The sequence below is a fragment of the Flavobacterium sp. LPB0248 genome (assembly GCF_013388355.1).
Classification (GTDB): Bacteria; Bacteroidota; Bacteroidia; order Flavobacteriales; family Flavobacteriaceae; genus Flavobacterium.
Genome location: NZ_CP058246.1, coordinates 3,452,230 through 3,476,916 on the forward strand (window position 1 = coordinate 3,452,230; position 24,687 = coordinate 3,476,916).

General features: G+C 29.7%; 24 protein-coding genes. All 24 read left to right on the forward strand.

Features of this window, described 5'->3' with window-relative positions:
* The first annotated feature begins 1 nt into the window (after position 1).
* Complete coding sequence (locus tag LPB248_RS14585; protein WP_255462951.1) at positions 2-910, forward strand: NAD-dependent epimerase/dehydratase family protein; 909 nt, start codon at positions 2-4, stop codon at positions 908-910.
* Positions 911-1,041: 131 nt separating this feature from the next.
* On the forward strand, positions 1,042-2,013 hold the full coding sequence (locus LPB248_RS14590) for an MraY family glycosyltransferase (protein ID WP_177212068.1): 972 nt from the start codon (positions 1,042-1,044) through the stop codon (positions 2,011-2,013).
* Positions 2,003-2,434 (forward strand): WxcM-like domain-containing protein, encoded by a 432-nt coding sequence (locus tag LPB248_RS14595; protein ID WP_177212069.1) that lies wholly within the window; start codon positions 2,003-2,005, stop codon positions 2,432-2,434. The genes LPB248_RS14590 and LPB248_RS14595 overlap by 11 nt, the downstream gene beginning before the upstream one ends.
* 332 nt (positions 2,435-2,766) lie before the next feature.
* Positions 2,767-3,315 (forward strand): dTDP-4-dehydrorhamnose 3,5-epimerase, encoded by a 549-nt coding sequence (gene rfbC, locus LPB248_RS14600; protein ID WP_177212070.1) that lies wholly within the window; start codon positions 2,767-2,769, stop codon positions 3,313-3,315.
* Positions 3,315-4,160, forward strand: a complete 846-nt coding sequence (rfbD, locus tag LPB248_RS14605; RefSeq protein WP_177212071.1) for a dTDP-4-dehydrorhamnose reductase — start codon at positions 3,315-3,317, stop codon at positions 4,158-4,160. The genes rfbC and rfbD overlap by 1 nt, the downstream gene beginning before the upstream one ends.
* 78 nt (positions 4,161-4,238) lie before the next feature.
* Positions 4,239-5,123 carry a glucose-1-phosphate thymidylyltransferase RfbA gene (gene rfbA / locus LPB248_RS14610; RefSeq protein WP_177212072.1) on the forward strand — a complete coding sequence of 295 codons (885 nt, stop codon included), beginning with the start codon at positions 4,239-4,241 and terminating at the stop codon, positions 5,121-5,123.
* A gap of 85 nt (positions 5,124-5,208) precedes the next feature.
* On the forward strand, positions 5,209-7,176 hold the full coding sequence (locus LPB248_RS14615; RefSeq protein WP_177212073.1) for a polysaccharide biosynthesis protein: 1,968 nt from the start codon (positions 5,209-5,211) through the stop codon (positions 7,174-7,176).
* Between the two features lie 131 nt (positions 7,177-7,307).
* Entirely contained in the window at positions 7,308-8,171 is an 864-nt protein-coding gene (locus tag LPB248_RS14620) for an ABC transporter permease (protein WP_177212074.1), read from the forward strand.
* Positions 8,172-9,443 (forward strand): ABC transporter ATP-binding protein, encoded by a 1,272-nt coding sequence (locus tag LPB248_RS14625; protein ID WP_177212075.1) that lies wholly within the window; start codon positions 8,172-8,174, stop codon positions 9,441-9,443.
* Positions 9,443-10,519, forward strand: a complete 1,077-nt coding sequence (locus tag LPB248_RS14630; RefSeq protein ID WP_177212076.1) for a DegT/DnrJ/EryC1/StrS family aminotransferase — start codon at positions 9,443-9,445, stop codon at positions 10,517-10,519. The genes LPB248_RS14625 and LPB248_RS14630 overlap by 1 nt, the downstream gene beginning before the upstream one ends.
* A complete protein-coding gene (locus LPB248_RS14635) occupies positions 10,513-11,160 on the forward strand; it encodes an acetyltransferase (RefSeq protein ID WP_177212077.1) in 648 nt (215 codons plus the stop codon). The genes LPB248_RS14630 and LPB248_RS14635 overlap by 7 nt, the downstream gene beginning before the upstream one ends.
* Positions 11,161-11,162: 2 nt before the next feature.
* Positions 11,163-12,062: a glycosyltransferase family 2 protein gene (locus tag LPB248_RS14640; RefSeq protein WP_177212078.1), complete on the forward strand. Its 900-nt coding sequence runs from the start codon at positions 11,163-11,165 to the stop codon at positions 12,060-12,062.
* Positions 12,059-12,922, forward strand: a complete 864-nt coding sequence (locus LPB248_RS14645) for a hypothetical protein (RefSeq protein WP_177212079.1) — start codon at positions 12,059-12,061, stop codon at positions 12,920-12,922. Before LPB248_RS14640 ends, LPB248_RS14645 begins: the two co-directional genes overlap by 4 nt.
* Before the next feature lie 5 nt (positions 12,923-12,927).
* Positions 12,928-13,851 (forward strand): glycosyltransferase family 2 protein, encoded by a 924-nt coding sequence (locus LPB248_RS14650; RefSeq protein WP_177212080.1) that lies wholly within the window; start codon positions 12,928-12,930, stop codon positions 13,849-13,851.
* Positions 13,848-14,810 (forward strand): glycosyltransferase family 2 protein, encoded by a 963-nt coding sequence (locus tag LPB248_RS14655; RefSeq protein WP_177212081.1) that lies wholly within the window; start codon positions 13,848-13,850, stop codon positions 14,808-14,810. Before LPB248_RS14650 ends, LPB248_RS14655 begins: the two co-directional genes overlap by 4 nt.
* Positions 14,807-15,658: a glycosyltransferase family 2 protein gene (locus LPB248_RS14660; protein ID WP_177212082.1), complete on the forward strand. Its 852-nt coding sequence runs from the start codon at positions 14,807-14,809 to the stop codon at positions 15,656-15,658. The genes LPB248_RS14655 and LPB248_RS14660 overlap by 4 nt, the downstream gene beginning before the upstream one ends.
* Before the next feature lie 250 nt (positions 15,659-15,908).
* A complete protein-coding gene (locus LPB248_RS14665) occupies positions 15,909-16,952 on the forward strand; it encodes an N-acetylneuraminate synthase family protein (RefSeq protein WP_177212083.1) in 1,044 nt (347 codons plus the stop codon).
* 95 nt (positions 16,953-17,047) lie between these two features.
* Entirely contained in the window at positions 17,048-18,205 is a 1,158-nt protein-coding gene (neuC, locus tag LPB248_RS14670; RefSeq protein WP_177212084.1) for a UDP-N-acetylglucosamine 2-epimerase, read from the forward strand.
* Position 18,206: 1 nt separating this feature from the next.
* Complete coding sequence (locus tag LPB248_RS14675) at positions 18,207-18,905, forward strand: cytidylyltransferase domain-containing protein (protein ID WP_177212085.1); 699 nt, start codon at positions 18,207-18,209, stop codon at positions 18,903-18,905.
* A complete protein-coding gene (locus tag LPB248_RS14680) occupies positions 18,871-19,821 on the forward strand; it encodes an NAD(P)-dependent oxidoreductase (RefSeq protein ID WP_177212086.1) in 951 nt (316 codons plus the stop codon). The genes LPB248_RS14675 and LPB248_RS14680 overlap by 35 nt, the downstream gene beginning before the upstream one ends.
* Before the next feature lie 35 nt (positions 19,822-19,856).
* Entirely contained in the window at positions 19,857-21,575 is a 1,719-nt protein-coding gene (gene asnB, locus LPB248_RS14685) for an asparagine synthase (glutamine-hydrolyzing) (RefSeq protein WP_177212087.1), read from the forward strand.
* A 9-nt stretch (positions 21,576-21,584) separates the two neighbouring features.
* Positions 21,585-22,370, forward strand: a complete 786-nt coding sequence (locus LPB248_RS14690; RefSeq protein ID WP_177212088.1) for a glycosyltransferase family 2 protein — start codon at positions 21,585-21,587, stop codon at positions 22,368-22,370.
* Complete coding sequence (locus LPB248_RS14695; protein ID WP_177212089.1) at positions 22,363-23,262, forward strand: FkbM family methyltransferase; 900 nt, start codon at positions 22,363-22,365, stop codon at positions 23,260-23,262. Before LPB248_RS14690 ends, LPB248_RS14695 begins: the two co-directional genes overlap by 8 nt.
* A 15-nt stretch (positions 23,263-23,277) precedes the next feature.
* Positions 23,278-24,675 carry a UDP-glycosyltransferase gene (locus LPB248_RS14700; RefSeq protein ID WP_177212090.1) on the forward strand — a complete coding sequence of 466 codons (1,398 nt, stop codon included), beginning with the start codon at positions 23,278-23,280 and terminating at the stop codon, positions 24,673-24,675.
* Positions 24,676-24,687: the final 12 nt, after the last annotated feature.

The following is a 24,687-nucleotide window of genomic DNA, read 5'->3' on the forward strand; positions in this document are numbered from 1 at the left end:
TATGATGAGTGATGTTTTGATTACTGGAATGAATGGTTTTTTAGGAAAGGCAATTAGTGAAAAACAAAAAAAATGTTTTAATTTATTTGGATTATCTAGATCTTCTGGATATTATAATATTGAATTAGAAAATGATATTCCTGTTTTTAATAAGGTTTTTTCATTAGTAATTCATTCTGCTGGAAAGGCTCATGTTATTCCCAAAAACGAATTAGAGAAAAAAGAGTTTTATAAAGTAAATGTAGTCGGAACTAAAAATTTATTGAAAGGACTTGAGAAAATGGGAGTGCCTAAGCAATTTGTTTTTATTAGTTCTGTTTCAGTTTATGGTTTGGAAAATGGAATCAATATTAAAGAAGAAGATGCTTTACTAGCAAAAGATCCATATGGGAGAAGTAAAATTGAAGCGGAAGCAATAGTGGCTCAATGGTGTAGAAAAAATAATGTTGTTTGTACTATTTTGCGTTTGCCTCTTTTGGTAGGGAAATGTCCTCCAGGTAATTTAGGGGCGATGTTAAAAGCTATAGATAGAGGATACTATTTTAATATTGGTGGCGGTAAGGCACGAAAAAGTATGGTGTTGGCAGAAGATGTTGCTGGATTTATTCCAAAGGTTGCGGCTGTAGGAGGTATTTTTAATCTTACAGATGGAGTTCACCCAAATTTTAGTGAATTAAGCAGTGCTATTTCAAAGCAGAAGAAGAAAAAGAAATCTCCTTTGAACTTGCCTTTATTCATTGCAAAATTAATAGGATATAGTGGTGATATATTTGGTAAAAAAGCTCCTATTAATTCATTGAAAGTAAAAAAAATAATTTCGGATTTGACTTTCGATGATTCAAAAGCTAGAGAATTATTGGGATGGGAGCCAGGATCAGTTTTGGAGTATTTAAATAACAATAATTTATAGATAAAGCTAATATAAATTTTAAGATAGAAAATAAGTTATTATTTATTGCTGGAAAGCAAAATAATTCTAGAAAGACTATCAAAAAAGTTTATGATGAAACAAAATTAACTAACTAACAATAATCTTGTAGAATGGGACATATAATTTTAGGAATTATACTAATGATCATAATGTTACTTTATTTTAAAGTCGCAGATCGTTTTAACATTATTGATAGGCCTAATGAAAGAAGTTCACATACAGAAATAACTTTACGAGGTGGAGGAATAATTTTCTGGTTTGCATCACTACTTTATTTTGTGCAACATATTCCGGATAATTACTATTTTTTTACAGGAATTACATTAGTTAGTCTAGTAAGCTTTTGGGATGATATTCAAAGTTTGTCTAATAAAATGAGGATTTTGATTCATTTTATTGCAATTACTTTAATATTCATTGATTTTGAATTATTTAATTTAGTTTCAATCTTAGGTGTAATATTGGCATATATTTTAGCTATTGGTTTAATAAATGCCTATAATTTTATGGATGGAATTAATGGTATTACGGGGTTGTATACAATTGTAATAATGTCCTCTTTATTGTATGTAAATGCTAAAATCCAGCTTTTTACTGATGACATGCTTATAAAATATGCAATAATTGCCAGTTTAGTTTTTCTCTTTTTTAATTATAGAAAAAAAGCAAAATGTTTTGCTGGCGATGTTGGAAGTATTACCATAGCTTTTTGGATAATTTATTTAGAAATAAAACTTATTCTAGTAACAAAATCGCTTATTTGGATATTATTTTTAGCAATATATGGAGTTGACACAGTTTGTACAATTTTGCATAGACTTTATCTTAAGCAAAATATTTTCGAAGCTCATAGGTTACATTTATATCAAGTGCTAAGTAATGAATATAAGTTGCAACATAGGTTGGTATCTTTCCTTTATGCTTTAGTTCAGGCTGGAGTTTCCTTATTGGTTATTCTCCTTTACCAAAAAGTTCAAGATGCAATTATATTTTTAATTGTCATTTTTCCTTTACTACTAATTTATTCAGTAAAATTTTATTTGTTAAATAAAAGCTGTTTACGACTGAATCATGGAATCTAGAATAATTCAAGGCGGAAAATTTTCAGATCATCGAGGGATTATATCGTATGTGAACGATTTTAGTTTTGAGAATATTGAAAGGTTTTATATTATTAGTAATTCTCACGAAAATCCAATTCGAGCTTGGCAGGGACATAAATTAGATTCTAAAAATTTTTATTGCGTTTCAGGCTCGTTTAATATTCATTTTACAAAAATTGATAATTGGGAGAATCCTTCAAAGGAATTAATTATTAAGACTATTTATGTGTCTGAATCTGATAGTAAAATTGTACACATTCCATCTGGTTATGTGAATGCTATAGAATCTCTTGAAGAAAATTCAAAGTTGATATCCTTTTCTACATTACCACTAATTAATGTGGGAGAGGACGATGTTAGATTTCCATTAGATTATTGGCAGTTAACTAATGGGCAATAAGAAAATCTGGTCATCATTAGTATTAAGAAAAAGTCAAATTGAGAACTAATATATTGATAAAGGTCTAGAATCAAATTGATTTCTTGTAGATTGAACATAGATTAGTTTGAAAACGAAAACATTGTTCCAACATTAAATTTTATTAAATCTGATATGTTTGTTTAATAATAATTGTATTGGTAAGATTTAAGAATGTTTTATTATAGGAGCAAAAAAAAAGCTGAAATGCTGTTTGAAAGAACTGTGTTTGCCGTCAGATTCAAATTTAACTAATGAAGATAAAAGGAGAATAAAATAAATTATTAATTTCTTTATGAAATACGAGTTAAAATATGCGAATTGAAAAAACATTTATTAAAGATTTGATAATTATAGAGCCAACTATATTTGGAGATGAAAGAGGTTATTTTTTTGAATCGTACAGTAAAATTAAATTTGATGATTTAGGAATTAGTATTGAATTTGTACAAGATAATCAGTCGTTTTCGAAGAAGGGAACTCTAAGAGGGTTGCATTATCAGAATCCTCCTTTTGCTCAAACAAAATTGGTTCGAGTATTGGAAGGTGAAATTATTGATGTAGCAGTAGATTTAAGAAAAGACTCTCCAACATATGGAAAATCATTTAGTATTTTGTTATCAGCAGAAAATAAAAAACAATTATTGGTGCCTCAGGGATTTGCTCACGGATTTTCTGTTATTAGTGAAACGGCTTCTGTAATGTATAAATGTGATCGATTTTATAATAAAGATTCAGAAGGCGGAATTAAATATAATGATCCTTCATTATATATTGATTGGGGTATGGATTTAAATGATGCAATTGTTTCCGAGAAAGATCAGATTCTTCCATTTATTGAAAATTGTAACAGTTTATTTTAATGAAAAAAATTCTTGTAACAGGAGCAAATGGACAGTTAGGGTCAGAACTTCGTGGTTTATCTGAAAATTATAAAAACTACAAATGGATTTTTGCTGATAGAAACAAAATGCCATTAGATAATTTAGAGTTACTAAAAACACAATTAAATACGATGGATCCAGATGTAATTTTTAATTGCGGCGCATACACCTCAGTTGATAAAGCAGAAAGTGAGAAAGAACTTGCCTTTGTCGTAAACCATTTAGCTGTTGAAATAATTGCAAAATTTGCTTCAGAAAATAAAGCTAAATTAATTCACGTTTCTACTGATTATGTTTTTGATGGAACTTCTTCTGTGGCCTTAAATGAAGAAGCAAATACAAACCCTGTAAATGTTTATGGAGAGAGCAAATTAGCTGGAGAAATTGCCTGCTTAAAAGAGAATCCAGACTCTATTATTATTAGAACTTCATGGGTCTATAGTAAATTTGGAAACAATTTTGTAAAAACCATGAAACGATTAATGCAGGAAAGAAATATTATTAATGTTGTTAATGACCAAATTGGCTCACCGACTTATGCGGCTGATTTGGCGCAAGCAATGATTGATATTCTTGAATTTTCAAAATGGATTCCGGGAATATATAATTATTCAAATGAAGGTGAAATAAGTTGGTATGATTTTGCGTTGAGCATTAAAGAATTTGGAGGATACAATTGTAATGTTGGAGGGATTTCTTCTACTTCTTATCCAACTCCAGCAAAACGTCCAAAATTTTCACTATTAGATAAAAAAAAAATTAAAGAGACTTACTGCTTGAATATTCCCGAATATAGGGAAAGTTTAAAAAAAATGTTTATTTAAATCATTGCTAGATTTTTATTTAAGCTTGATTTTAAAGAAGTCTAAAATTCAAAATCTAAGATCTAAAATTAGAAATATATGAAAGGAATTATACTAGCAGGAGGTTCAGGTACTCGTTTGCATCCTTTAACTCTTGCAATGAGTAAACAAATGATGCCTGTTTATGATAAGCCAATGATTTATTATCCATTATCAACTTTAATGATGTCAGGGATTAATGAAGTATTAATTATTTCTACTCCGTATGATTTGCCAAATTTTAAAAAATTATTAGACGATGGCTCAAGTTTAGGATGTAAATTCAGTTATGCAGAACAAGCAATTCCTAATGGCTTAGCACAAGCGTTTGTCATTGGTGAAGAATTTATAGGCAATGATGACGTAGCTTTAATTCTTGGTGATAATATATTTTTTGGTTCTAATATGCAGGAACTTCTAAAATCTAATACAAAACCAAATGGTGGAGTCGTTTTTGCTTATCATGTGTCAGATCCTGAACGATATGGCGTAGTTGAGTTTGATTTAAATTTTAAAGCCATTTCAATTGAAGAAAAACCATTAAAACCAAAATCTAATTATGCTGTTCCAGGTTTATACTTTTACGATAATTCTGTTGTAGAGATTGCAAAAAATATAAAACCTAGTGCCCGTGGAGAATATGAAATCACGGACGTAAATAAAGTATATCTTGAAAAAGGAAAATTAAAAGTAGGCATATTAAGTAGAGGAACGGCTTGGTTGGATACAGGAACTTTTAATAGTTTAATGCAAGCAGGGCAATTTGTGCAAGTTCTTGAAGAGAGACAAGGTTTAAAAGTAGGTTGTATTGAAGAAATTGCTTGGAGACAAGGTTTTATTAGCGATGAGCAGCTTGAAGAATTGGCCCAACCCTTACTTAAATCAGGTTATGGAACCTATCTTTTAGAATTTTTAAAACAAAAGAGAAAAGGTGTTAAAGTTTAATTTGCTTCACCAAGTAATTATTTAAAACCTTTAATTTGTATTTTTGTATAAAAGTTCAAATTTTACTGACTTAAAAAAAGCTAAATTGAATACTGAAAAACCAAATAATGTTACCTCTTTATTGTATAAAACCTTTTCTCCAAGAAATCTTAGGGCAAATATCAATAATTTGAGTTATCTGCCTAGGTGGATTATCATCGCCATTGATGTAATGGTTTTGTTTTTTTCTTTTTCTTTTACCTATTTGCTTTTTGATGGGACAGCTATAGGGTATATTATAACATCACACGATTTTTATTTTGTAGCAAGTCTTATAACAGTGAATGTGTTTTTCTTTTGGCTGTTTCGTACTTATTCCGGAATTATTAGACATTCATCCTATATTGATGCCATAAAACTACTTTTTTCTCAAATGTCAGTTTTGGTTTTCTTTTTGTTTATAAATTTAATTTTTGAGTTATATACGGGGCATAAAGCCTTTTTAAATACTGCGCTTTTTATCAATTTAGTTTTATCATTTTGTGGATTGTTTTTATATCGTGTAGTTGTAAAACAGACATTTGAAATGTATTTTTCTGAAAAAGCGACGACTAAGCTTGTTAGAACAGTAATTTATGGTACTGATGCAAATGCCATTTCTGTAGCCAATGCTTTAAAATTTGAAACACCTTCACGATTTAAAATAGTTGGTTTTGTTGATAAAAATAACCAGAATGCATCTAAGCGTATGCTGGATCTTCCAATTTTGATCTTAAGAAAAAAACTTCCAGCCTTAATGCGATCTGTTGCAGCGGAAGGAGTGATTATTGCTGATAAAAGCTTGACAAAAGATGAACAGCTTATTATTGTAGATCAATGTTTAGAATTTAATTATAGAGTATATACAGTTCCTTTGATTTCAGATTGGGAAAATCAAAAAGAAATTTCTCAGAAAGTAAAAAATATACAGATCGAAGATTTATTAGAAAGAAAACCTATAGTTTTAGATAGTAAATCAATTTCTAAACAATTAAAAGATAAAACAATTTTAATTACTGGAGCTGCTGGTTCAATTGGAAGCGAGATTGTAAGACAGGTCCTGAATTTTGGTCCAAAAAATGTTATAGTTCTAGATCATGCTGAGACACCATTACATAATTTGTGTTTAGAAACTCAAACAATGAGTTTTAGCACTAAGATTGTTGCTGTAATCGCAGATGTGAGAAGTAAAAAAGCATTGGAAAAAGTTTTTAAAAATTATAACCCACATGTAGTTTTCCATGCTGCTGCATACAAACATGTGCCTTTAATGGAAGAAAATCCTGCTCAGGCAATTCAAACTAATATAAAAGGAACTAAAAATCTTGCTGATTTAGCTTGTAAATATCAGGTAAAGAAATTTGTAATGGTTTCTACAGATAAAGCTGTTAACCCAAGTAATGTAATGGGGGCCAGTAAACGTATTGCTGAAAAATATGTTCAATCTTTATTCTTGAAAAATCAACAAGAGAATGTGGAAGGTGGTACAAAATTTATTACCACTCGTTTTGGAAATGTTTTAGGTTCAAATGGTTCTGTTGTTCCATTGTTTACCAAGCAAATTGCCGAGGGAGGGCCAGTAACTATTACACATCAGGATATCATTCGCTATTTTATGACAATTCCAGAAGCTTGCCAGCTAGTATTAGAGGCAGGAGCTATGGGGAATGGTGGTGAAATCTATATTTTTGACATGGGTAAACCAGTTAGAATTATTGATTTAGCTCGAAAAATGATTAAGTTAGCAGGTTTTATACCAGATAAAGAAATTAAGATAAAAATTGTTGGTCTAAGACCTGGAGAGAAACTTTATGAAGAATTGCTAAACGATACCTCTAAAACTCTTCCGACATATCATAATAAGATTATGATAGCCCAAGAAATTCAAGACGAATATGAAACTCTTCATAATGATGTTGATGAATTAATTGGTATCGCTGATTTTTATGAAAATGATGATATCGTTGCTAAGATGAAAAAAATTGTTCCAGAATTTAAAAGTATGAATTCTACTTTTGAAGTTTTAGATAAATAGTATACATATATAATATTCAGAAATATAAATCAAAAGGTGTTTTTTTAAAACACCTTTTGACATTTTTAAACAAATTCTAAAATGTTAAAAATCTTGTTAATTTTTAAGACAGGATTTTTTAGTTCTTTTAAATGGATTCTAAAAACACAAATGACTGGCTGTTTGAAATAACACCTAAGAATAAATTTTTCTCGCTGAATTTTAAAGAAATTTGGCAGTATCGAGATTTATTAATGCTTTTTGTAAAACGTGATATAATTACAGTTTACAAACAGACTGTCTTGGGACCACTTTGGTATCTAATTCAACCTTTATTTACTTCTATAACCTTTACTATTATATTTAATAATGTTGCTGGAATTCAGACTGGGACAATTCCGCCATTTTTATTTAATCTTGCCGGAATCATGGTTTGGAATTATTTTACTTCTTGTTTAAATGGAACTTCAGATACATTTAAATCTAACGCGGCTATATTCGGTAAAGTATATTTTCCAAGAATCATTACTCCACTATCGATCGTGATTTCTAACTTGATTAAAGTTGGAATTCAATTTTGCATATTTATTGTTTTTTATATTTTCTTTTTTTTTCAAGGCGCAGATTTAAGTTTAAATGTATCATTGGTATTTTTTCCAGTCTTAATAGTATTTATGGGGATTTTGGGACTGGGTTTAGGAATGATGATTTCTTCAATGGTTACGAAGTATAGGGATCTAAATAATTTGGTTGGATTTGGAGTTCAATTATTAATGTATGTATCGGCGGTAATGTACCCAATGGAATTAATAAAAGAAAAACTTCCGAAATTTGGATGGATAGTGCAGTATAATCCTTTAGCATATATAATAGAAACTTCTCGTTATATGATTTTAAATATTGGTAGCATTTCAGTTTTTGGTCTATTATATACAGCAGTAGTTACATTGGTTGTTTTCTTTGCTGGATTATTGGTTTTTAATAAAACAGAGAAAAGCTTTATAGATACCGTATAGATGAAAGATATAATATTAAAAGCTGAAAATATTTCGAAGCAATACCGTTTAGGGCAAGTTGGCACAGGAACTTTAAGTCACGATTTAAATAGATGGTGGCATATAATTAGAGGAAAAGAAGATCCATATTTAAAGATTGGGGACACAAATGATCGTTCCACAAAAGGTACTTCAGATTATGTTTGGGCATTGCAGGATGTTAATTTTGAAGTTGAACGTGGAGAAGTTTTAGGTATTATTGGAAAAAACGGAGCAGGAAAATCTACACTTTTAAAAATACTTTCGAAAGTAACAGCTCCGACAACCGGAAGTATAAAATCGCGCGGAAGAATAGCATCTTTGTTAGAAGTAGGTACAGGTTTTAATGGTGAAATGACTGGAAAAGAAAATATATTTCTAAACGGAGCCATTTTAGGGATGACCAAAAAAGAAATTGCATCAAAGCTAGATGAAATTATAGAATTTTCAGGTTGCGAACGTTATATAGATACTCCTGTGAAAAGATATAGTTCTGGAATGACAGTTCGTTTGGCATTTGCTGTTGCCGCTTTTCTTGAACCTGAAATTTTGGTTATAGATGAGGTTTTGGCAGTTGGTGATGCTGAATTTCAAAAGAAGGCAATTGGAAAAATGCAGGATATTTCTAAAAGTGAAGGTAGGACAGTTCTTTTTGTAAGCCATAATATGGCTGCTGTAAAAAGTTTGTGTACAAGAGGAATTGTTTTAGAGCATGGTAAGGTGAAACTTATTAGTAATATTGAAAAAGCAGTTAGTTATTACCTAAGCGGAGATTCGGAAGTTATCAATCAAAAAACATTTGGTCTAGATTATGAAACGGATGAGTTCAAATTAGAAGAAATTTCAATTAATTGTTTAGGTAAAAGTATATATGAACCGCTAATAGAAAATAGTGAAATTGAATTAAAAACTGTAATAAATCTGAAAGATAGATATTTGGGGAATTATTGTGTAACTTATCATTTATATAACGAGATGGGAGAGTCTCTTTTCTCTTTTTCAAATGGAGAGGAAGAGGAAAAATTACAATATGGTAAAAATGAATTAACATGTTTTTTTCCTTCCTCATTTTTTCAGTCTGGTCAATATTTTTTATCATTCTTTTTTATAAAAGACAGACGTGAAGCTCTTTTTGTTGAAAATGATATTCTATGTTTTACTATTATTGATGGCGGACGAGATTTAGGAGTATATATGGGGAGAGAACCAGGTTACATTAAGCCTAAATTTAATTGGATATTAAAAAAGAACTAATGATAAATGTTACCAAAACTTTTCTTCCTCCTATAGAAGAATATAATTCTTATCTTAAACGGGCTTGGGATATGGAATGGCTCACAAATAGAGGAGAGCTTGTATTGGAATTAGAAGAGAAGTTAAAGGCATATTTAAATGTATCTAATATTATTGTGACTAACAATGGTACTGTACCATTACAAATAGCATTGAAGTTATTAGGAAATCAAGGTGAAATTATAACTACTCCTTTTAGTTATGTAGCAACTACTGCATCAATAGTTTGGGAAAATTGTAGCCCAGTTTTCGTGGATATCCATCCAGAATATTTGACTATCGATGAAACTAAAATAGAAGTAGCGATTACGTCCAGAACTAAAGCCATATTAGCTACTCATGTTTTTGGAAATCCATGTAATGTTGTTGATATTGAGTTGATTGCAAAAAAGTATAATTTAAAGGTTATCTATGATGCCGCACATTGTTTTGGTGTGGAATTCAATAATAAATCTATTTTTGATTACGGAGATGTAAGTACATGCAGTTTTCATGCAACAAAGTTATTTCATACTGGAGAAGGTGGTGCCATGTTTACCAATGATGCAGATTTGAGGGATAAATTGTTTTATTCTCATAACTTTGGACATAATGGCACTCTTGCTTTTCATGGATTAGGGATTAATGGTAAAATTTCAGAGCTACAAGCAGCACTGGGTTTGGCTGTTTTTCCTTATATGAATAAAATACTAAGGGAAAGAAAAAAAATAGTTGAATTTTATAATGATAATCTAGATTTTTCGAAGTTGCAATGTTTAAAATTAAGGGAAAATACGAATTGGAATTATAGCTATTATCCAATAATTTTTGATACAGAAGAACAATTGCTAAAAGTTCAAAAGGAATTAAACAGAAATCAAATTTTTCCAAGACGTTATTTTTATCCTTCTTTGAATACAATTGAATATACAAGAGGCTCAGAAATGCCAATTTCAGAAAGCATTTCATCTCGTATAATGTGTTTGCCTCTGTATGTAGAGTTACAATTACAGCAATTAGAAAAAATTGTAGTATTAATTAATTCAAGTTTATGTTAATTATTGGCGCTAAAGGTTTTGCAAAAGAAGTTTTAGAAATTGTTTATCAATTAAATCAGCTGGAAAATTTGAGATTTTATGATGATGTTAATGGTGAGATAAACGAACCTTTATTTGGTATATTTCCTGTATTAAAAACCGTTGAAGATGCTTCAAATTACTTCAGGACAGTAGATAAGAAATTTACAATAGGAATAGGCAACCCAATATTGCGAAAAAAATTATATGATAAATTTACTTTAATAGGAGGCGAATTTTCTTCTACAGTAAGCCCATTAGCGCACATTGGTAATTTTGGCAATGAAATAGAATTGGGTTGTAATATAATGACAGGAACCATTATTACATCTGACATTAAAATAAAAAAAGGCGCTTTAATTAATTTAAACTGTACAATTGGACATGATTCTATAATAGGCGAATTTGTAGAATTATCGCCGGGAGTTAGTATTTCTGGAAATTGTAAACTTGGCGATTATACTGTTTTAGGAACTAATTCAACTGTTCTTCCAAAGGTAACGATTGGTAAAAATGTTATTGTAGGAGCCGGAGCTGTAGTTACAAAAGATATCCCTGATAATAGTTTAGTTGTTGGCATTCCCGGTAAAATCATTAAAGTGTTGCCCCAACTTAATTTTTAAAAATGAATTCTTATTTAATAGTTAGCATCTGTATGATCACTTATGGTCATGAAAAATTCATCAAGCAGGCTATTGAGGGGGTATTGATGCAAGAGTGCGATTTTGAAATAGAACTTATCTTGGCTAATGACTGTTCTCCAGATAAGACAGATTCAATTATTACAGAAATTTTAAAGAGTCACCCAAAAGCTTCAAAGATAAAATATTTTAGACATGAGAATAATATTGGAATGATGCCTAATTTTATTTTTGCTATGAAACAATGTTTAGGGACTTATATAGCTTTGTGTGAAGGCGATGATTATTGGACTGATTCTTTAAAATTACAGAAACAAGTTGATTTTTTAGAAAATAATTCGAATTATGTAGTATGCTACCATGATTGTTCTGTGGTTGATCAATTTAATAATCTAAAGGTACCATCATTTTTAGGAAATTCTAAAAAGGATTATAATGAAAAAGACTTAAAAAAAGGAGCGTGGCTGCCTACATTAACAAGGTGTTTTAGAAATGTAATAAAAGAATATCCAGTTTTTTTTGACAGAGTTAACTGTGGAGATTTATTCTTGACCTCTTTTTTAGGGGATTATGGTAAAGCAAAGTATTTAGATTTTAATGGAGCTTCTTATCGAGAGCATGCCGGAGGGGCGTGGAGTGGAGTGGATGAAAGTTTTAAAACAAAAAAATTGATTTCCGATTACATATATTTGTGCAAATTTTATAAAAATCGTGAAATCGAAGTGTATAAGTTTTATAAAAACAGTCTTAATAAAAGTTTTTTGAAAGATTTTAAAGCTGATTTACGATTAAGAAATATTGTCTATAATTTTAATGAATTCAAGTTTTATTATTGTACATTTTTATTAAGCACAATTATAAAAAAAATAAAAACAATATTTTGATTAAAGTAGGTTATCTTGTTTCTTATGACTATCAAATGCTTCTAACCTCGATGAAGCAATTGTATCCATATGTCAATAAAATTGTTATTGGCATTGATTGTGAATATAAAACATGGAGTGGGAATTCTTTCGAGATTCCAGATTCTTTTTTTCAGGAGGTTAAAATCTTCGATACCAAAAATATAATAGAATTTTATTTTGATAATTTTTATATTCCTTCTTTAACTCCAATTCAGTGCGAATCAAGAGAAAGGAATATGATTTTGAAAAAATTGGGTAAAGGATGGAAATTACAGTTAGATGTTGATGAGTATATATATGATTTTGAAAAATTGTTTATATACTTAAATAAGTACTGGTATCTAAATATTTTTCCTAATTTAACTCCAATATGTATTCAAGGAAAATTAGTTACTTTATATAAACAATTAAATGATGGATACCTATTTATAAATAATAAAGAACAGTTTCCTTTTATAACAAATCAATTATCGAATTCTCACACAAGAAGAAATGATAATGTGAGGAATTACTATTCAAACATAAATGTTATTCACCAATCTTGGGCAAGAAGTGAAAGTGAAATAATACAAAAAATTACGAATTGGGGACATAGAGATGATTTTGATACTCAAAAATATTTTCAGTTTTGGAAATCACTGTCCAGTTTAAATTATAAAAATTTTACAGATATTCATCCCATGGTGCCACGGGTTTGGGACAAACTTGATTTTTTACCAGCAGAATCAATTGATGGATTTATTGATGAATTCTCTGAGAGAAACCACCAAAATTTAATGGATTTGCCATTAAAGATTATCTTTAAGAAAGGTATAAAAAAAATAATTGGCAGAAAATAAAGAGAATGAATACTGATCATCTAAATTTTCCATTAATCTCAATTGTAATACCAACTTTTAACAGAGAAAATCTAATAAAAGAAACATTGCAATCAATAATAATACAAACTTATTCAAACTGGGAATGTATTATTGTCGATGATGGTTCATCAGATAAGACAGTAGATGTTGTTAAAGAATTTATAAAAAAAGATTCTAGATTTTCATTATATTGTTTAGGACATAAAGGGGTAAGTTCTGCTCGGAATTATGCTTTAAGTAAAATTTCAGGAGAGTTTATTCAGTTTTTAGATTCGGATGATTTATTGGACGAAAATAAATTTGTAAAATCATTGGAAATAATAACAGATCAAGAATTGAATAATAAAGTGGTTATTTCCAATTTTATGATGTTTCGTGGTAATTTAAAAATTATTGAGGGCCCTTTTTGTAAATTATCTTTATCTAAATTTACTTTTGAAAAAGTTCTTTACGATTGGGATTTTGAGTTTAATATACCAATTCATTGCGGTTTTTTTCATAAAAGTATTTTTAAAGATTTCAAATTTTCGGCAGAATTGGGAGCAAAAGAAGATTGGGTTATGTGGTTGAAAATTTTCAAAAATAATCCAGACGTTATTTTTTTAGATCTCCCTTTGGCATATTACAGATACCACGAAAAAAATATGACCAAAGATTTTATTCATATGAAAAGTAATTTCTTTTATTCTTTTCCAATTCTAAAAACATTATTGGCAGACAATGATTTTGAGAAATTTTTAATTTTTTTAATTGAGAAATATTATCAGCAATCAAGAGAAAGAGGAATTGAAGTAAAGAAATATAAAAATTCTGGGTCATATAGATTAGGATATAAGGTTAAAAATATCCTAGTCAATTTACATTTGCTTTCATTTGCAAATTGGATACTTAAAAAGGTTAAAAAGTGATAGCTATAGTAATACCATATTACAAACTTGAGTTTTTTGAGAAGACTTTAGAGTCCTTAAAAAGACAAATTGATAAAAGATTTAAGGTTTACATAGGAAATGATTCAAGTCCAGAAAATCCAGTCTTTTTATTAGAAAAATATAAAAATGACTTTAGTTTTAAATATCATTATTTTGACCAGAATCTAGGCGGAATTTCATTAGTAAAACAATGGGAAAGATGTTTAAATTTAGTAGAAAACGAAGAATGGATCATGATTCTCGGAGATGACGATGTTCTTAATGAAAATGTGGTAGCCTCTTTTTATAGAAATTTAGAAGATATAAACAAGAATGAAATAAATGTAGTTCGTTTTGCGACGAAAGTTATAAATGAAAAAGAAGAGACTATTTCCCAAAAATATAAGCATCCAGTTTTAGAATCTGGACAGGACTTTTTGACTAGGAAATTTTCAAAAAGAACAAGGAGCTCGTTAAGTGAATATGTTTTTAAAAGAAATAAAATAGAAAATATAAAATTTAAGGAATTGCCATTGGCTTGGCATTCAGATGATTTGGCGGTTTTAGAATTCTCTATTCCAAATTTTATTTATTCAATCAATGAAGCTCAAGTATTAGTCCGAGTTTCAAATTTAAGTATCACTGGCGACTCTAGTTCAAAAAATCAAAAGAACTGGGCTACTTTCGAATTTTGCGAAATTTTGTTTAAAGACCATAATTTACTTTTTACAAAATTTCAAAAGAAAATAATTTTAAAAAAACTGGAAGTTGCTTTTTTAAACATTCCATCTTTTAAAACGTATCAAAAAATAACAAGCTATTATTTTGAACAAATCGGGTTTTGGTCTGCTATAAACTTTCAGTTGCTTTTAATAAAATATCGTATGATTTTGATCTTACAAAAACTTAAAATTTTTAATGGCATTTATGCGATATATGCCAAATTACTAAATAAATGAAAAGCTTTTTTTTAGTTATTCCAACAAGAGATAGATTATCCTATTTGTCTAATTTACTTATAGACTTAAATGCATTCGAAAAATATATTTCTCAAGTTGTCATTGTAGATCAAAGTCAACAGGATATAGAGGCAGATATAAATAAATTACCGCTGAATTATAAATTTACTTTTGTAAAGAACGCAAGAGAAAATTCAGTAAATCATTCTAGAAATCAGGCTTTAAAGTTTTATAAAGAAGAGGAATGGTTATTTTTTCTAGATGATGATTTAAGAATCTCAAGTGCCGCATTTGAGCAGATTGTTGAAATATTAAAACCTAATGTTATTGATGTTCTAATACCTGGAATTCAATTTGAGGGAATGGAAACTACAGAATTTAAGTACCATACTATTTTAGATACTATCTCTAAACCTAGTAATTTTTCAAAGCCTCGATTTAGACTTCAAGTTTGTTCAGGTCTAAATGTTGCAAAAAGAGAAATTTTTAAGGAAGCAGGTTTTTTATTTGATGAAAATTTTACAATTTGGGGAGACGATTGGGATTATGGAATGCGCTTGCTTCAAGCAGGAGCAAATATTTATTTTCAACCAAAAATTTTAGTAGAACATTTGTCGGCTTCGGTTGGAGGGCAAAGAGATAAATGGACATCGTTAAATATGAAATTAGAAAAGGAGACATTATATTTTTACTTTTTAAAAAAACATTTTTCCAAGACTGTAGTCAAACATCAATTTTTTGTAAAGTTTATTCAGGCTATTAAACTTCTTTTTTCAGCAGGAGAATTATCAAACATTAGAATTTTACTGAAAGCTCATAAAGCGGCATCAAAAATGTCAATTTTTTAATCAGATCGATACTACAATATAACTAAATTTTGCCGTAAGATAGATTCAAAATAAAGTTTTGGATTATTGTAAAAGTGCAAACTCGTTGAGAAATCTAATTTATAGAAAAGTTATGTAATGATATAAAATCATTTTAGAAGGGAATGAAACGGATCATGGCAACATTTAAGAAACCTTAAATTTGATGAAAAACTAGAACTATGAAATGAATATAATGATTGAAAATCCGAAGAAAACTTAATTTAACTTTATGGACACTTTTTTGAAAACAGCTGATAAAAAAAATGAATCAAATTTGCCATTTATTATTGCCGAAATTGGTCAGGCACATGATGGTAGTCTTGGAGTTTTGTATTCATATATTGATGCTCTTGCCCAAACTGGTGTAGATGCTGTGAAGTTTCAAATGCATATTGCTGAAGCTGAAAGCAGTATGCATGAACCCTTTCGTGTAAAGTTTTCATTGGAGGACAAAACAAGATTTGATTATTGGAAACGAATGGGATTTTCTTTAGAGCAATGGAAAGCTATAAAAAAGTATTGTGATGAGGCAGGTTTAAGATTTATTTGCTCTCCGTTTAGTAATTTGGCAGTTGATTGGCTAGAAGAATTAGGAGTAGAGCAATACAAAATAGGTTCTGGAGAAGTTAACAATTTTTTGATTTTAGAAAAAATCGCTCGAACTGGAAAGCCAGTGATTTTGTCGTCAGGAATGAGTTCATACGAGGAATTAAATAAAACAGCTGAATTTTTAAAAGAAAGAAATGTTGAATTCTCTATTTTGCAATGTACAACAGCTTACCCGACTCAGCCAGAGCAGTATGGTTTAAACGTTATCCAAGAATTAAAAGATCGTTATAATGTTAAAGTTGGATTTTCTGATCATTCTGCAAAGGTCGAAACTTGCATAGCAGCAACAGCTTTAGGTGCTGATATTTTAGAATTTCATGTGGTATTTGACAGACAAATGTTTGGGCCAGATTCAAAATCTTCATTGACCATTTTTGAAACCAAAGAGCTTGTAAAAGCGGTTAGAAATATAAAAACTTCATTATCAAGTCCAATAGATAAAAATAATAATGAAGCATTTTCTTCACTAAAACAAATTTTTGAAAAATCATTGGCAATTAATAAAGATCTATGTAAAGACCATGTTCTGACTTTCGATGACTTAGAATCTAAAAAACCAAAAGGTTTTGGAATTGACGCGTTTCGATTTCATGAAATTATCGGGAAGACATTAAACAAAGATTTGAAAAAGTGGGATTTTTTAAATGAGACAGATTTGATATAAATCTAGTTTCGACAGTTTAAAAAGAAAGTTAAAATTAATCTTTTTTCAGCATGTTTTTTTTTGACTACTTTTAACCCGAGTTTAATATAATTAAAATGCCAAAAAGAAAAATAGCTGTAGTAATAACAGCTCGTCCTTCATATAGTCGAGTAAAGACGGTATTATCAGCCATTCAGGAACATCTAGATTTAGAATTGCAATTAATTATTGCTGCTTCTGCATTATTGGATCGTTATGGTTCAGCCGTAAATTATATTGAAAAAGATGGTTTTCATATTGCAGCAAAGGTTTTTAATGTATTAGAAGGAGAAAATCTAACTGCAGCTGCAAAAACTACTGGAATTGGTATTCTTGAATTATCTACAGTTTTTGATAATTTGAAACCAGATATTGTGGTAACTGTTGCAGATAGGTTTGAGACAATGGCAACCGCTATTGCCGCTTCATATATGAATATTCCTTTGGCGCATATTCAAGGTGGAGAAGTTACTGGTAACATTGATGAAAAGGTTCGTCATGCAATTACAAAGTTAGCAGATTATCATTTTGTTGCCTCTGAAAGTGCAAAAGAAAGAGTAATAAAACTAGGAGAAGATTCTAAAATGGTTTTCAATACGGGATGTCCTTCTATCGATTTGGCCTCAGAAATATTAGAGACTGAAAAACTTCCTTTTAATCCTTATGAAAAATATGGAGGTGTAGGAACAAAACCAGATTTATCTAAAGGCTATCTGGTTGTAATGCAGCATCCAGTTACAACAGAGTATCAAGACTCAAGAAAACATATCGAAGTTACACTTGAAGCAATCTATAAATTAAATAAGCCAACACTTTGGTTTTGGCCAAATGTAGATGCTGGAGCAGATGGAACTTCTACGGGAATACGTGCTTTTAGAGAGCAACATTTATTACCAAATGTTCATTTTTTCAAGAACATGGAAGGCAAAGATTTTCTGCAATTGTTGAAACATAGCGATTGTTTAATTGGGAATTCAAGTGTAGGTATACGTGAATGTGCTTTTCTGGGCGTTCCAGTTGTTAACATTGGTTCGCGTCAGAATAGAAGAGATCGAGGAGGAAATAGTATAGATACAGATTATTCAGAAGAAGAAATTGGTTTGGCGATTAATAAAATGGTGAAAAAAGGAAAAGTTGATTCATCTCCTATTTATGGTGATGGAAAAGCAGGAGTGAAAATAGCTAAATTGTTGACGGAAGTACCTTTACAATTTCATAAGACAATTGTTTATTAATATGAAAGTACTGGCTATAGTTCCTGCACGTGGTGGTTCCAAAGGAGTGCCAGGTAAGAATATTAAAGATTTGGGAGGAAAGCCTTTAATATCGCATGCAATAGAATGTGCTTTAGAGTCTAATTTGGTATCTAAAATTGTTGTATCAACGGATGATGATGATATTGCTGCGGTAGCCAATCTATATGATGTAGATGTTTTAAAAAGACCAGATTATTTGGCAGATGATACGAGCAATGTTGTTGATACTGTTGAGCTTGTTATTGAACAATGCCAGGAAGATTTTGACATTGTCATTCTATTACAGCCAACATCGCCTCTGCGTACATATCATGACTTGAATAATATTATTAATTTATTGGCTGAGAAAACGGAAATTGATGGCGTGATTAGTGTCGTGCCAATGAACGATGTTAATCCGGCTAGAATGTATAATTTAATGGATGATAATAAATTGATTCCGTTAGATCATAGTAGTGAGACTTCTAGAAGACAAGATATAGAACCTGTGTACTATAGAAATGGATGTTTTTATGCTGTAAGACTTAAAGCTTTTTCAGACCAAAAAACGTTTATGGTCAAAAAAAAGATGGCCTATATAATGAACCCCGATTGGTTGGTGAATATTGATACAATTAGAGATTTTAAATTAGCAACACTTTTATATGACGATTGGAAAAAAGAGGTTATTAATAACTGAATCTAATAATTTTAGTGAAAATGCTTTGACAACTTTGAATGATTTTTTTCAGGTAAAACAGGGAAGAATAGAGAGTCGAGATGAGTTGAAGATAGAAATTGCTGATATAGATATAATTTTTGTTAGATTAGGATTTGTAATTGATAAAGAAATTATTGATAGCGCACCCAATTTAAAATTCATTTTAACCGCTACAACTGGTCTGGACCATATAGATGTAACTTATTTTGAAAATGTTGGCGGGAAAGTCATTTCACTTAGAAACGAGTTGGATTTCCTTAAAAGTATTCCTTCTACAGCAGAACATACATGGGCATTATTGTTAGCATTGCTAAAAAAAATTCCAAGTTCATTTGATCATGTAAAAAAGGGTGAATGGAATAGGAATTTATACATTAATACAAATCTGAAATGTAAAAAAATCGGTATTTTAGGGTTAGGCAGAGTAGGGCTGCAAGTAGCAAATTTTGCAAAAACCTTTGATATGGAGGTTGGTTTTTTTGACATAAAGGATGTTGAAAGTCAGTTTGATAAATTCAAAACTTCGCAAGAATTGTTTGCTTGGGCAGACATAATTAGTATACATATTCCTTACACTGAGACAAATAAAAATTTTGTTGATAAAGAATTACTTTCATATTTGAAAAGTAATTCGGTAATTATTAATACTTCGAGAGGTGGTATTTGGGATGAGGAAGAAATCGCTTTTTTAATTGAAAAAGGTATCATTAGTGGTGTTGCGACAGACGTTTTGAAGAATGAATTAAGTCTAAAATCTATTTCATCAAATCCATTAGTGCTTCTGGCAAATCAAGATTTTAATGTGATTATTACTCCTCACGTTGCTGGAGCATCTAAAGAATCTATGGAAATGACAGAAGAATTCATTGTGCACAAATTTTTAGATCAGATCTAAAAGTAGGGTATTATATAATTAATTAAAAAATAAGTATGTGTGGGATTGCAGGGATTGTAGGAGATTATAAAGAGCATCAACTAGATGCAATGCTTATAAGTCAGCATCATCGCGGCCCAGATACTACGAAAAAATATAATGATGATTGCTTTGCAACCTTAGGGCATAACCGTTTGGCAATTATTGATTTATCTTCACAATCTAATCAGCCATTTATAGATAATTCAGGACGATATATTTTGGTGTTTAATGGCGAAATTTATAATTATATTGAAATTAAAGAGGCTTTAAAAAATCAATATAAATTTAAGACAGAGTCTGATACCGAAGTCTTGTTAGCTGCATTCACTATTTATGGAGAATTTTGTTTGGAAAAATTCAACGGGATGTTTGCCTTTGCTATTTGGGATAATCAAGAAAAGAAGCTTTTCGCTGCACGAGATCGATTTGGAGTGAAACCTTTTTATTATAGTGTATTGAATAATTCTTTATTTTTTTCTTCAGAAATAAAAGCATTGCATGCTGCTGAAATTCCCAAAAAACCTAATGAAAAAGTTTGGGCTTCTTATTTTGCTTTTGGCTCTTACGGAATGCCGAATGAAACTTTTTGGGAGGATATCATGCAATTACCAGGAGGACATTTTTTGAAATATGAAAACGAGAATCTAACTATAAAAAAATGGTATCTTTTTGAAGAAGAAGTTGCCAAACAACCAAAGATAATAACCTTTAGTCAAGCAAAAGACCATTATACATCGCTTTTAAAAGATAGTATTAATTTACGATTTAGATCTGATGTTTCGGTTGGTTTTAATATCAGTGGCGGATTGGATAGTTCTATTTTATTAGCTTTGGTTAATCTTCAAGAGAATAACTCTAGAATTAATGCCTATACTTTTTACACAAATAATTCTGATTATGATGAATTACCCTGGGTTGAAAAAATGATTACAACTACTAATAATCCGTTAGCAGAAGTATTGCTTCAGGCAGATGAAATTCCTGTTTTTACAAAAAAAATGGCTTTGCAACAAGACGAACCGTTTGGAGGGATCCCAACCTTAGCCTATGCTAAAATTTTCGAAAAAGCTAGAAAAGATGGCGTTTTAGTTCTTTTGGATGGACAAGGAATGGATGAACAATGGGCTGGATATGATTATTATACTCAAAAAAATGATGCCACAATTCAAGGAGTTGAGAATTCGCCATATAAGATAAAAATGCTTTCAGATTCTTTTTTGTCTAAAGCTGAAAAGCCTATATACCCTAAGATTTTCGATGATGAGATTTTAAATAAGCAATATCGAGATTTATTTTATACTAAAATTCCTCGTGCATTACGATTTAACGATCGTGTTTCAATGATGTATTCTACTGAACTGCGAGAACCTTTTTTAGATCATCGATTGGTTGAATTTGCTTTTTCCTTGCCTGTGGAGTTTAAAATTAAAGATGGAATTTCTAAATATATTTTAAGAGAAATTGCTTCAGAATTTCTTAGTAACAATGTAGCTTTTGCCCCTAAAAGACCTTTACAGACCCCACAGCGTGAGTGGTTGGCAGACGATCTAAAAGAATGGGTTAATGGATGTTTAAAGACTATTGAAAATTCCTGTTTTTCTGAGTGGTTCGTAAAAGCTGAATTAGAAAGAGAATTTGATTCTTACTTTAATGGTAATATTCAATCCAGTTTTCATATTTGGCAATGTATAAGTTTGTGTCAAATAGAATTGTCTGTTCCAATAAGTAATTAAAATTAAAATATGATATCAATAGTTATTAGAAATAAAAACGAGGGTAGAGCCCTTGAAAATACGTTATCAATTTTAACTAAATTGTATTCAAATGACTTTGAAGAAATAATAATTGTTGACAATAATTCTACAGATAACAGTATTGAAGTTGCAAAAAAATTTAATTGCAAAATAATAACCATCGATAATTTTACTTATGGGCGAGCAATAAATTTTGGTATTGAAAAAGCCGCTTGTAAGTATATTTTATTACTAAGTTCTCACTCAATTCCTATTGGTAATAATTTCTTTAAGAATACATTGTTAGAATTGGGCAAATCTGATAATATTGCAGGGGTAAGATATATTAATAGTATTGAAAATTACAATAGAGCGATTCAAAATGATTTTAAAATTCAGAATCCTATATATTGCGGTTTGCTAGCAAGCTGCTGCATTATTAATAAAGAAATTTGGAAAGAAAATAAATTTGATGAAACTCTATTAGCAGTAGAAGATAAAGAATGGTCAGTTAGAGTAATGCAGAAAGGTTATGATATTATAGATTTGAATGAAACCTTTTTTTACTTTATTAATAGAGATAGTAATGCAAGTTTAAAAAAATATAGAATTGAGACAATCGCTTCATCTCGGTTGACAAATAAAAAAGCCCCTTCACTAGTTCGTATATTTGGGTCATTTTTAAAAAAAATTATTTTTTTTAATACGATCAATTATTTTAAAACCGTTGGATACGCAGTTAAGGTTTTGAGAACTAATTTAGAAATTAGAAAAGGAATAAAAAGTAATGATTAAAACGAACAAGATTTCCAATTTAAAAAGATTGAATTTTAAGAATAAAAGTATTGTATTACTTTATTTGGTGAAAATCGCTTTAAAAATAAAACCGACACAAAATGAAAGGAATGTCTATTTCTACTACAATAATTTGATAAATTCAGACGGTTATTTTCATAAAGAAACAAAAAATGAATATATATCAAAATTTACGCATAGTTATTATAAATGTATAAAAACTAGAAAAAAACCAAAATCAAGTGATTTCGATGTTTTTAGAATGATTTATGTTTCTAAGGAGTACCTCCCTGTAATTGAAGCTTACCAAGAAAACTTCAGCAATGATAAAGAGTATGTAATAAATATTATTGATGCAGGAAGTAATATAGGTTTGACAACATTATTTTTTATAGACCATTTCAAGAAAGTAAATACGATTTGTATTGAACCTGAAATGGAGAATTTTAAAGTGTTAGAGTTTAATCTGTTGAATGCAAATGGGAATTCTATTAATAAAGTTAATGGAGCAATTTGGAGTTCAAATACAAATTTAAAGATCGTAAATGATTTTGGCGATAGGTTAGATTGGTCTTTCAGAGTTGAGGAAACCGAGGATTTAAATTGCATTCAGGCATTTTCAATTAATCAACTAATTGATGATTATAAGTTCAATTATATTGATATATTGAAAATTGATATTGAAGGTTCAGAAAAAGAAATTTTTGACCCATCAAAATCAAACCTAGATTTTTTAAAATTAACAAAATGTCTTGTAATTGAAATTCATGATTTTTTTGATTGTAGAGAAGCGATCTATAAAATTCTTGATGATTATGACTTTTCTTATTTCAACAAAGGTGAATTGACAATTTGCATCAATCAAAAATTATTAAAAGAGTTAATAAAATAAATTTTTAAGAATATAATGTCTAAGAATAAAATATTTATATTATTGCCAGATGGAATTGGCTTACGTAATTTCGCTTATTCGGGTTTTTATAATCATGCAAGTGAGCAAGGACTTGATGTGGTTTTCTGGAATAATACTCCCTTTCCTATAGCGGATTTGGGATTTAGTGAAATTCCAATGAAAAATGCCAAAATAAATCCTTGGACAGACATCTATAAAAATGTAAAGATTCAAACGGAAATAAAATTAAATATTAAGAGAACGAAAGACAATGTGTATAATTCGTATCGTTTTCCTTTTTCTTATTCTACTATTAAAAAGACGGCAAAAAGCCTATTGGTTCAAAGTTTGAGCCTTTTTTATTTTTCAGATAATGGATTGCTCAAAATTCGAAAAAAGATGAATAAGGCAGAAAGAAAAACTGCCTATTATCAAGATTGTATTGAAACACTCAAAAAAGAAAAACCCGAGTTTGTTTTCTGTACTAATCAGCGCCCTGTTCTAGCAATTGCCCCAATTTTAGCAGCTCAGGATCTTGGGATTCCAACAGCAACATTTATTTTCTCTTGGGACAATTTACCTAAGGCTACTATGGTAATAGAAACTGATTATTATTTTGTATGGAGTGATTTTATGAAAAAAGAATTACTTTTTTATTATCCAAATATTAAAGAAACACAGGTTTTTGTTACTGGAACTCCACAATTTGAATCCCATTTTGATAAAAGTAAAATACTTTCAAAAGAAGTATTTTTTGAACAGTATGACTTAGATAAAAATAAAAAATACATCTGTTATTCAGGTGACGATGTGACTACATGCCCAGATGATCCAAAATATTTGGAGGATGTTGCCATTGCGGTAAGAGAGTTGAATAAAAAAGGAGATTCACTGGGAATTATTTTTCGTCGTTGTCCTGTCGATTTTTCTGGTCGTTTTGACAAAGTGATTGACAATTATAAAGATGTTATTAAAGCGATTAATCCTCTTTGGGAAAAAATTAAAGAAGAATGGAATACAATATTGCCAACTCAGGAAGATATTCATTTGCAAATGAATACAATTGAACATACAGAGTTAGTGGTTAATCTAGGTTCTTCCATGATTTTTGATTATGCATCTTTTAAAAAACCATGTGTATATCTTAATTATGATGTGGCAAATAAGATAGATAAAAATTGGTCTGTTAGTAAGATTTACAATTTTGTTCATTTTCGTTCGATGCCAAATAAAAAGACTGTTATTTGGTTGAACAATGCAAAGGAAATAGAAGATAAAATTAAGTTAGGATTGCAAGAATCTTTTGAAACAGTTGAAAACGCGAAAAATTGGTTTGAAATTATTAATCAACATCCACCAGAAGATTCTTCGAAAAGAATATGCAAAACAATTCAAACAATTCTTGCGAATTAGGTCTATGATCTG

What these genes read in the sequence shown, in the direction of transcription:
- LPB248_RS14585 (WP_255462951.1), top strand. Translation starts at nt 2, where the DNA reads ATGATGAGTGATGTTTTGATTACTGGAATGAATGGTTTTTTAGGAAAG.
- LPB248_RS14590 (WP_177212068.1), top strand. Translation starts at nt 1,042, where the DNA reads ATGGGACATATAATTTTAGGAATTATACTAATGATCATAATGTTACTT.
- LPB248_RS14595 (WP_177212069.1), top strand. Translation starts at nt 2,003, where the DNA reads ATGGAATCTAGAATAATTCAAGGCGGAAAATTTTCAGATCATCGAGGG.
- rfbC (WP_177212070.1), top strand. Translation starts at nt 2,767, where the DNA reads ATGCGAATTGAAAAAACATTTATTAAAGATTTGATAATTATAGAGCCA.
- rfbD (WP_177212071.1), top strand. Translation starts at nt 3,315, where the DNA reads ATGAAAAAAATTCTTGTAACAGGAGCAAATGGACAGTTAGGGTCAGAA.
- rfbA (WP_177212072.1), top strand. Translation starts at nt 4,239, where the DNA reads ATGAAAGGAATTATACTAGCAGGAGGTTCAGGTACTCGTTTGCATCCT.
- LPB248_RS14620 (WP_177212074.1), top strand. Translation starts at nt 7,308, where the DNA reads ATGGATTCTAAAAACACAAATGACTGGCTGTTTGAAATAACACCTAAG.
- LPB248_RS14625 (WP_177212075.1), top strand. Translation starts at nt 8,172, where the DNA reads ATGAAAGATATAATATTAAAAGCTGAAAATATTTCGAAGCAATACCGT.
- LPB248_RS14630 (WP_177212076.1), top strand. Translation starts at nt 9,443, where the DNA reads ATGATAAATGTTACCAAAACTTTTCTTCCTCCTATAGAAGAATATAAT.
- LPB248_RS14635 (WP_177212077.1), top strand. Translation starts at nt 10,513, where the DNA reads ATGTTAATTATTGGCGCTAAAGGTTTTGCAAAAGAAGTTTTAGAAATT.
- LPB248_RS14640 (WP_177212078.1), top strand. Translation starts at nt 11,163, where the DNA reads ATGAATTCTTATTTAATAGTTAGCATCTGTATGATCACTTATGGTCAT.
- LPB248_RS14650 (WP_177212080.1), top strand. Translation starts at nt 12,928, where the DNA reads ATGAATACTGATCATCTAAATTTTCCATTAATCTCAATTGTAATACCA.
- LPB248_RS14660 (WP_177212082.1), top strand. Translation starts at nt 14,807, where the DNA reads ATGAAAAGCTTTTTTTTAGTTATTCCAACAAGAGATAGATTATCCTAT.
- LPB248_RS14665 (WP_177212083.1), top strand. Translation starts at nt 15,909, where the DNA reads ATGGACACTTTTTTGAAAACAGCTGATAAAAAAAATGAATCAAATTTG.
- neuC (WP_177212084.1), top strand. Translation starts at nt 17,048, where the DNA reads ATGCCAAAAAGAAAAATAGCTGTAGTAATAACAGCTCGTCCTTCATAT.
- LPB248_RS14675 (WP_177212085.1), top strand. Translation starts at nt 18,207, where the DNA reads ATGAAAGTACTGGCTATAGTTCCTGCACGTGGTGGTTCCAAAGGAGTG.
- LPB248_RS14680 (WP_177212086.1), top strand. Translation starts at nt 18,871, where the DNA reads ATGACGATTGGAAAAAAGAGGTTATTAATAACTGAATCTAATAATTTT.
- asnB (WP_177212087.1), top strand. Translation starts at nt 19,857, where the DNA reads ATGTGTGGGATTGCAGGGATTGTAGGAGATTATAAAGAGCATCAACTA.
- LPB248_RS14690 (WP_177212088.1), top strand. Translation starts at nt 21,585, where the DNA reads ATGATATCAATAGTTATTAGAAATAAAAACGAGGGTAGAGCCCTTGAA.
- LPB248_RS14695 (WP_177212089.1), top strand. Translation starts at nt 22,363, where the DNA reads ATGATTAAAACGAACAAGATTTCCAATTTAAAAAGATTGAATTTTAAG.
- LPB248_RS14700 (WP_177212090.1), top strand. Translation starts at nt 23,278, where the DNA reads ATGTCTAAGAATAAAATATTTATATTATTGCCAGATGGAATTGGCTTA.